7 protein-coding genes are annotated in these 12,627 nt (G+C 47.9%); all 7 read right to left on the bottom strand.

What is annotated here, in order from left to right; translation table 11 throughout:
* Window positions 1-52: 52 nt before the first annotated feature.
* The 7 genes from DK507_RS10450 to DK507_RS10420 all read right to left on the bottom strand — a co-directional run bounded on the left by DK507_RS10450 (window position 53) and on the right by DK507_RS10420 (window position 12,233).
* Window positions 53-1,738: a hydantoinase B/oxoprolinase family protein gene (locus tag DK507_RS10450; protein WP_109356357.1), complete on the bottom strand. Its 1,686-nt coding sequence runs from the start codon at window positions 1,736-1,738 to the stop codon at window positions 53-55.
* A gap of 12 nt (window positions 1,739-1,750) precedes the next feature.
* Window positions 1,751-3,811 (bottom strand): hydantoinase/oxoprolinase family protein, encoded by a 2,061-nt coding sequence (locus DK507_RS10445; protein WP_109356356.1) that lies wholly within the window; start codon window positions 3,809-3,811, stop codon window positions 1,751-1,753.
* A 92-nt stretch (window positions 3,812-3,903) separates the two neighbouring features.
* Entirely contained in the window at window positions 3,904-6,150 is a 2,247-nt protein-coding gene (locus tag DK507_RS10440; protein WP_109356355.1) for a TonB-dependent receptor, read from the bottom strand.
* A gap of 167 nt (window positions 6,151-6,317) precedes the next feature.
* Window positions 6,318-6,839, bottom strand: coding sequence for a peptidylprolyl isomerase (locus DK507_RS10435; protein ID WP_301950669.1), 522 nt, complete (start codon window positions 6,837-6,839; stop codon window positions 6,318-6,320).
* A 35-nt stretch (window positions 6,840-6,874) separates the two neighbouring features.
* Window positions 6,875-7,825 carry a hypothetical protein gene (locus tag DK507_RS10430; RefSeq protein WP_109356353.1) on the bottom strand — a complete coding sequence of 317 codons (951 nt, stop codon included), beginning with the start codon at window positions 7,823-7,825 and terminating at the stop codon, window positions 6,875-6,877.
* Window positions 7,826-7,889: 64 nt separating this feature from the next.
* Window positions 7,890-9,317, bottom strand: coding sequence for a hypothetical protein (locus DK507_RS10425; protein ID WP_162559005.1), 1,428 nt, complete (start codon window positions 9,315-9,317; stop codon window positions 7,890-7,892).
* A 339-nt stretch (window positions 9,318-9,656) separates the two neighbouring features.
* A complete protein-coding gene (locus DK507_RS10420) occupies window positions 9,657-12,233 on the bottom strand; it encodes a LuxR C-terminal-related transcriptional regulator (RefSeq protein WP_162559004.1) in 2,577 nt (858 codons plus the stop codon).
* Between the last annotated feature and the right edge of the window lie 394 nt (window positions 12,234-12,627).

Here is a 12,627-nt window from a genome sequence, read left to right as displayed (position 1 = left end):
GGTGTTTCATATTTAACATGTTTCTGGGATGCTCGTTCGATCTCACTGTAACTCAGGCTTCTGTACCATAAATATAGCGCGCGCGTTCTGCTGTTATGTAACCATTTTTGATGTCAGAAAAAACGCTGTCTTTCGCGCGTTTTTGTGGTGGCCCATAGCCGCCGCCATTGGCCGTCACCACTTGCACGACATCACCTTTTTCAAGCGGCAAGGCAGTGCAAGACGAATAGCGTTTTTCACTGCCATCCTTGCGGACCACATTGATATAGTTGGTGCTACCCGGCCTTCCCCCTTCCAGGGCCCATGGACCACTTTCGGAGCGGACATAGGTCATCGAAATCCACCAATCATCGCCGAGGATACGGTAGTCGAGATTTATTCCCTTACCGCCAATATATTGACCCTCACCGCCCGGTGCATCATTCAAGCACAAGCGATCAATCATCAGTCCGTTGCGCTGTTCAGCGACCTCGACAGGTACGTTAAAGGTTTCGCCATGCTGTCCAGTATAAAGTGCGTTCACGCCGTCACGATCCAAACTTGCGCCCCAGCCGCCCAATTGTGGCTCGACAATCGAATGTTCCTTTCCAGTATCAGGATGTTTACCGCCCAGAAATGTTCCGCAGATTGAACCATAGTGGCCAGCTGTGAGATGCTGCTCCATGAATGGTGCCAAAGCTTTCCAGATAAGGTCAAACAGGATCATACCGGTTTCATAATATACCCCCATCGCGGTGGGATATTGCGCATTGAAAATAGACCCCTCATCAGTTAAAACTTCAACCGGTCGAAACGACCCTGCATTGGCAAAAGATTGGGGGTCCGTCAGTGCTTTGAACACCATTTGAGCATCGACAATAGTAGCATCCAAGGATGAATTCAGCGCATTTTTACCCTGTTTGGGATTACCACGCAAATCGACCGTAAAAGCATCTGTGGTGATTGTCACAACCGCCTTCACAACACGGCCATCCTCCAGCTTTTCGGTCGCCGAATAGACACCCATCGGCAGCTTTTTGAGCTCAGTGCGAGCCATAGCTTCGCCTAGAGCAATATAGTCCGCTATCGCATAACGCACCGTTTCATCACCATATTTCTCAATGAGCGCCTGCAAACGTTTTTCGCCTGAACGCATAGAGGCAATGCCTGCCCAAAAATCTCCAACAGTGATATCCGGCACACGGGAGTTGCCCGCCATAATGTCAATAACTGCCTGGTTTTCTTTTCCTTGATCAATCACCTTTATGCACGGCAGTTGCAGACCTTCTTGATAGATATCCAGCGCATCTACGCTGATACTGCCCGGAAAGGTGCCACCAACGTCAACCCAATGGGCCTTGTTGGCGAGCCAGCTTATAATTTGGCCATTGAAGAATACAGGCTGCATCAACACGACATCATTTAGATGGCTAACGCCGCCATGGTGCGGGATATTGGTCGCAAAAACATCACCTGGCTTGATGTCATCAGGCTTTGTGAATTTCCGCCTTACCGATTTAATACCTGGCGCCAGCATACCGACAAAGCTGGGAATACCGGACCCCGAACTGGCCAGTTCACCATCAGCGTCCATCATCGCGACACCGAAATCGAGTACTTCGTAAATGACGGAACTCATCGCCGTCTTGCGCATAGTAGCGAACATCTCATCGGTGATAGAGCGCAGCGAGCTTTGTATGATCTCAATCGTTATAGGGTCATGTTCCGCCACCTTTGGCGCTAAGTCTTCTTTAGCCATGTTGAACCTTTCCTATATTGCAATATGCAGGTTACCAAATCTATCGACTGTGGCTGACTGGTCAGGAAAAATGACGGTAGTCGAGCCTGATTCCTCAATAACAGCTGGGCCTTGGATCTCTGCTCCAGCGCCCAATTTATCGCGATCATAGATTACCGCCTCGGCAACACCTGATTCATCAAAATCAACATCGCGCTTTTCCTTAATGGCGTTTGCGACATCCTTGTCTTCTGCAATGGGAGAAAGTTCGGGCTTCTCGATCTGCGCATAGGCGGCAAGATGGAAACTCACAATTTCTACATCGCTATCCAGCCGATATGTATATTCACGTTCATAGGCATTGCCAAAATCACGGTGCAGTAGATCCACGTTTTTTTCAGCGATTTTCGAAGATGCGATTGGCACGCGCATCGAATGTTCCTGTCCTTCGTAGCGCATATCCAAAAAGCGCTCGAAATAGATATCATCATTGCTGAAGCCCTCCTCAGCGAAGGAAGCCAGAGCCTCATCTTCCATTTCCGAAATAGTCTTACCAATGGCTGCGGCTTGCAATATATCAAGCGGCATTGGGCTTGTGCGGATGTAATCACGGCGCAGGTCAGATAGCAGCATTCCCAAAGCAGAAAATACTGCACTATGCGCAGGCACGACAACTTTCGGGATATTCAAGTCCTTGGCCAGCGCAGTCGCATGCATTGCGCCGCCGCCGCCAAAGGCAACCAATGTAAAATCACGCGGATCATAACCACGGTTGATTGAAACCAACTTCAAAGCATTGGCCATATTGTGATTAGCAATGCGAATAACGCCGCGGGCGGCCTCCTGCGGCCCTAAATTCACCGGATCACCCAGTTTTTCAAAGGCCGAACGGACTTTTTCCATGTCCGCCTGAATTTCTCCGCCAATGAAATAATTGGGATTGATACGGTTAAGCATCAAATTGGCATCGGTAGTGGTCGGCTCAATTCCACCCTTGCCATAGGCCACAGGTCCAGGCAGCGCGCCCGCGCTTTGCGGTCCGACATGCATTTTTCCATGATCGTCGAGCCAAGCGACGGAACCGCCGCCATTGCCTATTTCAACAATATCGACCACGGGCGTCATGATTGGATAACCCGAAGATAGTGGGGTTTTCTCGATCATATACTGGCTAGTTACCGAAACGCGGCCTTGATCAATTAACGAGCATTTCGCCGTTGTCCCACCAATATCAAAGGCAATGATATTTTCGATGCCCAGCAGCTTGCCGAGTGCTTCGGCCCCCAGCACACCACTAGCTGGCCCGGATTCCACCACGGTGATCGGAATTTCCTTCACCGATTTTACAGTGTCTATGCCGCCATTAGATCGCATGACATAAAACGAACCGTCAAAGCCGTTATTATGCAGCGCGTCCTCCATATTGGAGAGATATTTTTCGGCGATAGGTTGCACATATGCACATAGAGCCGCTGTATTGCTTCTTTCATACTCACGCCATTCTCGTGATACCTGGTGTGACGCGACAATCGCGACATCTGGCCAGAGCGATTTAATCTTCCCGACCAGTTCCTGCTCATGATCAGGATTAGCGTAGGAATGAAGCAAGCAGACCGCAATCGCTTCTACTCCTTCCTTCTTGAAGTCTTCCAAAATGGGCGATAGTTCTTTCAAAGTCAGATTTTCTATCACCTGGCCCTTATAGTCCAAACGCTCGGTAATTTCTCTGCGCAGATAACGAGGGATGAAAGCTTCCGGCTTTTCATATCGCAGGTTGAAGAAATCCGGCCGGTTGCCGCGTGCGATTTCCAGTATATCACGAAAACCACGAGTCATTATCAGTCCGGTCTTCACACCTTTGCGTTCGGTCAACGCATTGATGACAACGGTTGAACCGTGAGCAAAAAATATCATTTCTGCGAAGGAGATGTCCGCCTTTTTCAGCGTACTAAGAACGCCTTTCTCAAAATCGGGAGGGGTAGTATGCGCTTTTTCAGTCTGGATGGATTCAATAGCCCCCGTTTGGTCATTCAACTCGCAATATACCAAATCGGTAAAAGTCCCGCCCACGTCGGAAGCTGCCCTAATCTTCATATACCTAATCCCATAAATGTACCGCGGCATGCAACGCATGAGCTGATATGAATGAGGGAGACCTGCCAAGCAGGGCCCCTCATTGACTATCTTTAGAAGTTGATACGGCCTTCAATGCGCCAGATGCGCGGACTTGCAGCATGCGCAAATCCGCCGGTCACATATTCAGAGTTATAAACCACATCAGTCACGTTTTCCACGGAACCGATCAGCGACCATTTGCCTTCAATATCCTCGATACCCGCCCGCAAACCGACCAAATCAAGCGAATGGCGGGCAGTCGAATTTTCAGGATCCCAGAACTGCTGGCCGCGCACTTCATAGTCCATACGGCCAAAGAAGCCTACTGAACCAATAATCGGTGTACGATATTGCAAACCAGCATTGAATGAGGCGTTAGGCACATAGGGCGCCTTGTTGCCAACTAGCATGGGATCAAGCGAATAGGCTTTGATTTCACTATCGCTTATCGCAAGCCCGAGATCGAGATCCAGACCATCAGCCAAATTAGCGGAAACCTCCAATTCTCCGCCCTGAATTTCGACTTCGTCAATACCCACCAATATCTGCGCGCCAACGGCACCGACAAAGACAAAGTAAGGGGCATTCTCGACCGTGGTATGGTAAGCGGCAGCGGAGATGGAGAGACGACCGGGTAGGTTGAACTTCAGGCCAGCTTCGAAAGTTTCGGTATTCTCCTGATCATAGATATCCGTCACGCCTACCAGTCCTGCGCCAGCGGCCGCAGCTGCAACACCGTTCTGGTTGAATTGGCCGCTTCGAAAACCTCGGCCCCAAGACGCATAGATAGAGAAGTTATCAGTGGCCAGATAACGCGCGCTAACTTTGGGCTGAAAACGCGAAAAAGTACGACGATTGACCGCACCGGGTGTACCTTGAGGTGCAAGCAGATTCCCCGCAGCATCAAAGAACCCGTTCTGCAAACTAACCGTCTGTTTGCGCCGATCCTCATCGTATCGACCAGCAACGGCAATTTCCAGCTGTTCGGTTACGTCATAGGCAGCATTGAAGAAAAAGGCCCACGCCGTATTGTCATTGTCATCCGCGGTAAATCCATTAGTTGGGTTGACAGCATTACCAAGGAGCGGCGACCGAGAAACAGGCAACAGACCTAGTTCCAAATCATCACCCGTAGAAGTTGAGATAAACCGGTCAGTAGCTAGATAGTAGCCGCCAACCATCCAGCGAAAGGCAGAATCATCATGGGATGTCAGCCGGATTTCCTGACTAATAGCTTCAACATCTACAAATTGTGTTTGCGTACCATCAAAGAAAGACAACCCGGGATTGACAGTCGTATTCGCACTATAGGGAAACTGATCACCGCCGATCGATTGGCGAAGCTTGTCCCAAGCTGTTGCCGATGACAAATTCGCAAAGCCCAGATCATAATTGATCAGGAGAGATATCTGGCCAACCTTGCGATCATCAAAACCTCTGTTATTAGCTGAAAAACGGCGCTGCACGACATTGGCATCCGCTACACTTGCAAAACCATTAACTTCACCAGTCACAGGATCGGTTGTGACACCCTGAAAGGTATAATTGAGGGAATCACCATCATTTTCTGTATAGGTGGCGCGCAAATCAACCGTAAGCTCATCGCTTGGCGTGAAGTGCAAGTGGCCTTTGACATTGAATTCATCATAAAAGCCGACCTCGTCATTCAACGCCACGTTGGTGAAATAGCCATCCCTGCTATAATAGCGCCCAGAGACCCGAAGCCCCAATCTATCTTCGACTAAGGGCCCCGAAACCGTCCCTTCAATGAGATATTCCTCGCCAGTTCCATAACCGCCTTTTACATATCCGCTCAGCTTCTCACTTGGATCCTTGGTATTGATAATGATGGCGCCGTTGGTAGCATTGCGGCCATAAAGTGCGCCCTGCGGCCCACGTAGCACCTCTATGCTCTCTATCTCATAAAGTGGTTGGTCAAAACTCCGTGAGTTCACCTGCAACACGCCGTCAATCAAAACGGCTACGGGCGGCTGCCCGTTACGCGTTTGAGACACACCGCGAATGGTAATGAAATTAGTCCCTGAATCCTGTGAATTTGCAATGGAGACCCCTGGCGTCAGACCCAAAAAGTCATCGACCCGGTCTATCCCAGCAGCCTCGATATCTTCCCCATTGAATACCGTTGTCGAGAGGGGAACTTCTACAAGCGTTTCTTCACGGCCACGTGCAGTTACGATAATGACATTATCATCATCTGCTTGCTCCCCATTCTGAGCATAAGCTGCAGAGCTAAATGAAGAAAGAGATGTTGTTGCCATAAAGGCGGCAACCGCGATTTTCATTGTTGCTGTTGTCATTTTTCCTCCCGAAGACCATCAATTGGCTTATCTGAGCGATTAAAATAGACCTTTGGAAAATCATCCGGCAATCGCGGAAAAGTATAGGTCATCTCATTTTTGGGATGGGCTTTGATACTGCGGCCTATCCTTTCAGTTAGGTAGCGCCCTGCGCTTTGATTTGGATTTCATTTTCGAATTCGCGCACGATGAATCGGTATCTCAACCTCGAGCATTTCTAATGTTTCCCTATGCACAAACATGGCGCCTAACACAGAGAAACCGCTGATCACTCTCCCAAAACCCGCAAAGCCAAGACCATCGGGATGTCGTTGGCCACCTTCGTCAAGGTTCGGTGTATCTGCCATACAAACAAAGAAACTACCGTAAGTTTCACCAGGACCGAAACGCGCCGCCGAGACAGTCCACTTTATATGCCGAATTCCCGTCTTCGATGTCGGCTCATGCGCAATGGGCGCGATGGGTTGTGGATCTTCCGCCTTCAAACCGCCTTGCACGACCTCAATAGGATAGTCCGGCCTATGTTCAGCATTATCCTTTCCCACGATACGGAAAATCGAACTACCATCCAAAGCACCTGCTTCAATCAAGGCTTTGAAATAGCCGGCAGTCACCGGAGCGACGTCAAGCATCAACTCCATTGAGAACAGACCATAATCGGTTTCAAACTCTACGATACAGTTTTGCACCACTGGACAAGCGCTATATTTTTTCTGGAATCAAACTAGTTTGGACCGACGCGCTGAAAATTAATCTTGTCCACTGTAGATTCGAGGAAGCGACTGTTCCAATCCGTGGACGACAAATCATTTGTGAACAAGCTCAATGAAGTTTTGTTTGAGTACGGGACCCCTCCCCCCATCGTGATCAAGCCGCTCGCCGCTCCATTTGTCTGATATAGTGATAAACTGACACCTTGTTCTTCGATGGTCACACCGGGTACATAGTTTGAGAAGTTATCCACCAGCCCCTTAACGCTGTAGGTTTCACCCGAGGCTCTATAAAACAGGCCACTGACAGTCCCATCCTCAATATTAGCGTATAAATTCAAGGTATCTCCGGCACTGGTGCGCCATTTACCGGACACTAAGTCAGAAGCTTCACTTTTGTAAGATATGGGCGGGGGAGGCGTAATAGGTTCACAATAGCTTGGTGGGGTTTTGTGAAATTGAATTGTTTCCGGCCACATGAGCGGAGCCTTGCTGTTGAAGCCAGGCACCGTAGATGTTGCAATTATCATATTCATAATTTCTAGTGTTTCTTCAACAGAGTAAGGCTTTTGTCCCGGAACGGAAACAGTCTGTGCCGGATGATACTGACCGCCAAAATTCGATACCCAATGCCATGACCCATCGCCCTTGGATGGGTCCACGTTGATTGCCCGCCAATGGAGACTCAGCGCAACCGGAGTTCCGTTCGTTTTTTGAGGGTCGTTTGCTGCTACCCCCACATAACCGGTAATTTTAAACGAACCAGTAGATCCGGTATGCGACGTGTAGGTTCCCTGGACCAAGTTTCCAGGACCAGTGGTGAGTGCAACTTGAGAACAATATGAGTTATACCATGTGCCAGCAATGGATCCATTATCCGATTTCCCGCTTTGAGCGGCTGCAACACTAGCCGGTGCGGTCAATCCGAATATAACGACGGAACTTAGAAATGCCTTTACCTTCATGACGATCTCCTAATTTGGATGCAAAGTCTGCTTCTGTTGATGATTGCTTGATTGCTGGCTGGGATTAGGCCGACCCGGGCTTTACACATTGATATCCCGCAGGCTGTTCGCCCGTTGCCTTTCGAAAAACAGTCATATCGCCTTGGATAAGCTCGGGCTTATCTTTCGTCTGAAGCACGTTGTAACTGTAACGGCTATACACAAGGTCCAGAACGGTTGAGCCAACCAACAGGAATGGAATACCGTCAAGGACATGAGCGGAAACTGCCCATGTGCCCTTTTGATCACCTGCTTCGATCAGGTAAGAATATTGATCGGGAGCAAGGGTCAAGATCAGATGCTGACCATCCACACCGTTACAGCTTTGGCCAATTTCAATTGAAATCGGGGGCAGATTCGGATGATCTTTTGGTCCCCCTTTGCGATATTTCAGGCCCGTCCATTTCTGTGGCGTTCCTTCAAAGATTCTTTCAAATACAGGCATACCGTTGCCATCGCGAATGCTTAAAAGCTGGTTCAAAATAGGAATGATATGAGCCGCATCGCCTTTAAAGCGGGATGATCCTGTATCCAGAACAATCGTGGCACTTTCAAAAGCACCTAGAGAGTTTGACCCGACCTTCATTTCGTGCAGCTTTGTGCCCCACAGATAACCAAAAGGTGTTAGACGCGGTGGAAGGTTTACAGCTGTCGACTGGTCGAAAACTTTGTAATTATCGCCTCCCATATAGAAGCTTCCAGACCGGGTTGGGCGGTCAGTAAAGAATGAATATTGGGGGGACTGAAGTTTGTCCGTGTTAAAGTAGAGATCATAGAGTAGGAAGCTGGACGACAGACCACTCGATCTCCTTGAATCTTTGGATTTTTTAACTGTTCCGTCAAAGGTAGGACAAAGCGGGTTTGCTGGAACCGCCCATACGCATCGTGAGTCCGCAGGCAAGGTAATGCCACCACCCCACGGCAAATATTCAAATTTCGGGCCAGAATAGTTCAAAGACAGGGTTAGGTTTTGATCATAGCTGAGATATGAGCCGTTACTATCAGCAAGATTGTAGGTTCCCTTGCCAACACCTACGGCCATTGTTCCCCATGGGCCCCAACTGATGTCCATGGGAGACTCATCAATCCAAGCAATATCACCAGTGCGCGTGTTAACTTTTCTATGAGCATTACAGGCCGGCGTCGTACATCTATCAGAGGTCGCCCAATTGAAATGCGACCCATTATCCAAGGCAACATGCATTTTGCTTTCCCCAATGCTGAGGGCATCGGTAAACCAAGGCACGGCACCATTGCCTGACAATCCGCCTCGTTGCAGCGGGAGTTCGATATAACTCGTTTGGCGCTCGGCATGGCTTTCTTCTTGCGCTTCAGCTGCACTGACTGATCCAGACGCTAAAGCTGAGATATATAAAATGGAAGCTATACATGAATATTTATAAGTTTTTATATACGAGAAATTTGAACAATATTTGACCATTACATACCCCATCTGACACCCTATGAAATTAGAAAGAGTACATCAGAATATCACATAGATAACCTTCTGAACTCGCATTTAAATTCGAAATAAAAATCTCATGGAAAGAGCAATTCTGTCAACTACCCGTTCGAGCAGGTTTCATTTAAGTTTATGATTTTAAATAATAATATTGAAAAACACAGGTAAAACAGCTCGGATTATTGGTACGCAACCTCCAAAAGAAACCATATTTTATGGCTCACCAAAAAAAGCCAAATCAGCTGACTTTGGAACACAGATTATTTGAAGAGCTTTCACTTATGGCAACTTCAAACTGCCGCCAATCGACTGACATATAGCATATCTGCGTCAGGCAAGGCCAAGTCTCTTTGCCTCAATGACTGCTTTCGTCCGGGTGTTCGTTTTTAACTTTGCATAGATATTCTTCAAATGAAATTTGACAGTGTGCTCGGTCATATCAAGTATGCGAGCTATTTCTTTGTTTGAGCGGCCATGGACAAGTTCCGCCAAAACTTCCTGCTCTCTGCGGCTCAATAGTAAATCTTCGAATTCTGATTGAGAGATGTTCATCTTGGATAGCTCGGTGATGAGGGACTGGGTAAAATCAATTACCAAGATATCAATGAGAGCGTCATGAGCATGTCTTAAAACAGCTCTCAAAAGAGGCAAGATGCTGTGATCATGTATAAAGGGCCCACGCATCGATTCTGGAGCCGCAATCGTCAATGCCTCGACCAAATCAATGACTGCAGCTTCCCGCTGCCCAGCAATAAAAAACAATTTTGATCGATTGATAAATAGCGCCACCAAATGCAGATTTGCGCCAATTGATCGAGCACATTCAAGCCCGTCATCAAGCTGTTCAATGGCAAGCGAGCGATCAATAGATGAGAAATAATGAGCAAGAGCAAGACGAGACTCCAGATAGGGAAGCCAACAAAACGGATCCTCTTCCCAACGGCCTATTGGAAAACTCTCCTGAATTCTCAATGCCAGCGAGCCCTTATCTATCGAATCTTTGAGCTTAAGGGCAGCGGCGTTCGTTAGATGCGCCAGGCGAACCAAACCTCGCTCCTTTGCAACACCATTAAACCTTTCTATGGAACGAGTCGCTTTATTAAGAACCACATTTTCGACTATTAGCGCCGTGTGGTATACGTCCAACCAACCATCGTATCGCTCGACTTGATCAATATCCCGATCAATTTGTTCATCGGGGTTATTTTGTGGTCTCCCTGTCCAGTAATTTAAATAAGCTGCCAGAATCCTGGATATCGCCCGCGGACCCGGGTCATACGCAAAATTTTCTTCCGCATTTTTTGTTGCTAGACTAAAATGGGCCTCGGCAGCTCGTAACCGTCCCTGGTACATTGCAGCAATGCCGGCATGCAGAAACATATAATTAGCGCCCAAAACAGATCCCGCCTCACGCATGCCCCGGATCGCGGATTGTGTCTGATCCTCAGCTTCAAAAAATTGCCCTATGGCAAGCTCACTTGCTATCAGTCGGGATGTTATGATCGACTTCGTGACAGGATCGGAGGCGGGAATCTGATCTATCGAAGTTTGAATATTCTCTATTGTGTCAGCGGTTATATGAATATCTTCATAAACAGATAAGAGTGTTTCCACATTGAGTAGGTCTCTTTCTAGCTGATTTTGATGTTTCAAATCACAGGAATGTCTGTCGTTGTTCGCAGCCATGTCAAACAAAGCGCGTGCTTTTTGAAGGAGACCGTCTTTCATGTGAAGATATGCTTGAGCCAATAAGAGCCGGGGATAACGCTTTATCTCCTCTGGCGGCACTTGCTGTAACAAACCTCGCAGATATCCAATGCCTCCAAAAAGGATAAGTTCCCATCCACCGGCTTCCGCAATCAGTTCTGCACAACGATCAATGTCGTGGGACAATCGAGCATGGCGCACTGCTTCTGCGATATATCCGTTCTCTTCGTACCAGCGTGAAGCTCTGCGATGAACCTCAAGAACGCCTTGACTTCCGTGTCTTCGATGAAGTTCTTTGCGCAGATATTCATTGAAAAGATGGTGATATCTATAACTTTCCTCTTCTTCGTTGACGGGAACAATCAATGCATTCAGCAGCTCTAATTGCGCAATCATGGAATCGCAGTCTGCTCGATTTGTAACAGCGGCGGCCAGCGGTGACGTATAATTTTCTAGCTGGGATGTTTGCATTAAAAACATTTGCAGATCTGCATCAAGTTTACCGACAATCTGCTCAGCCAAATATGATGCGATATGCCCGCTGCTGCCTTTGAAACTTCCTAAGGCGGTGTTGTCAGAATTACCCTTAACTAACAGCTTTGCAAGTTGAACGGCTACTGGCCATCCTTCTGTTCGGTGAAACAATGCTGTATGTATTTCATCGCTTATGTGGTGGTTAAAAACCTCTCCCAGTTCATCCTTGGAAAATCTTAAATCATCGCTGCTCAATTCGCAGGCCCGACCTTCCGCAAATAGATGTGACATTTGAAATGCCGGAACCGTGCGAGATGATATGACAATGGTAAGATTATCAGGTGCTGCGCTGAGCATTTCGACCACAAGCTCATCGACCTCAGGAGAGCCGACCCGGTGGTAATCGTCCAGTACAACGACCACTGATGAATCAAATTCTTCGATCATCTCCAGGATAGATGATAGCGCGTTTAAAATCCCACCCGCAGCGAAACCTTCCTCCGCACTCATCTCAAGCCCTTTCAACGGGATGCTGGCTGAAGATAGCGAAGCTATGAAATACGAAATGAACTGCGTCGGCTCGCTATCAGCCTCATCCAAAGTTAACCAGGCTACGGCTTTTTTGGGTCCGCTTTCCCGCCTGCTCCACTGCGAGATAGTGGACGATTTGGCATAACCTGCCGGAGCGACAACGATGCATAAATTGAACTTTAACCAGTCATCCATTTGCGAAGTTAGTCGAGAACGAGGGACCAACGGTACTTTACTGCGAGGAATCTCCAACTTTGACTTAACAAGCCAATGACGATTGAGTTGAGGAGGTTTCATTTAGCTATCGCAATCTCTTTGTAACGTTCCTATTTCTCGGCCACTGCCATTTAGCCGTCCCGCCATAGTTGAAATCGCATTTTGATTTTTGCAGTCATGCGACAGCGAATATGTAACAGACGCGTTCAGTCATAAAATTGGATTGATCCAAAATACTCTAACAGGCCAGATTGAACGCTCGGGATGAGTAATGTAAATTCCATTATATTTGTGTATCTTGCATTAACAAGAGGGGAAATCGAACCGGCTTCATCACTTGTCCGTTACACTAATGCATTGGCTCCTTTAGAAG

This window comes from Sphingorhabdus sp. EL138 (genome assembly GCF_900258045.1).
Lineage (GTDB): Bacteria > Pseudomonadota > Alphaproteobacteria > Sphingomonadales > Sphingomonadaceae > Parasphingorhabdus.
Note: the sequence above shows the minus strand (reverse complement) of the source record. Positions and strands in the feature narration are given on the sequence as shown.

Coding starts and splice junctions, on each gene's coding strand:
- DK507_RS10450 (WP_109356357.1), bottom strand. CDS start 1,738: ATGGCTAAAGAAGACTTAGCGCCAAAGGTGGCGGAACATGACCCTATA.
- DK507_RS10445 (WP_109356356.1), bottom strand. CDS start 3,811: ATGAAGATTAGGGCAGCTTCCGACGTGGGCGGGACTTTTACCGATTTG.
- DK507_RS10440 (WP_109356355.1), bottom strand. CDS start 6,150: ATGACAACAGCAACAATGAAAATCGCGGTTGCCGCCTTTATGGCAACA.
- DK507_RS10430 (WP_109356353.1), bottom strand. CDS start 7,825: ATGAAGGTAAAGGCATTTCTAAGTTCCGTCGTTATATTCGGATTGACC.
- DK507_RS10425 (WP_162559005.1), bottom strand. CDS start 9,317: ATGGGGTATGTAATGGTCAAATATTGTTCAAATTTCTCGTATATAAAA.
- DK507_RS10420 (WP_162559004.1), bottom strand. CDS start 12,233: ATGGATGACTGGTTAAAGTTCAATTTATGCATCGTTGTCGCTCCGGCA.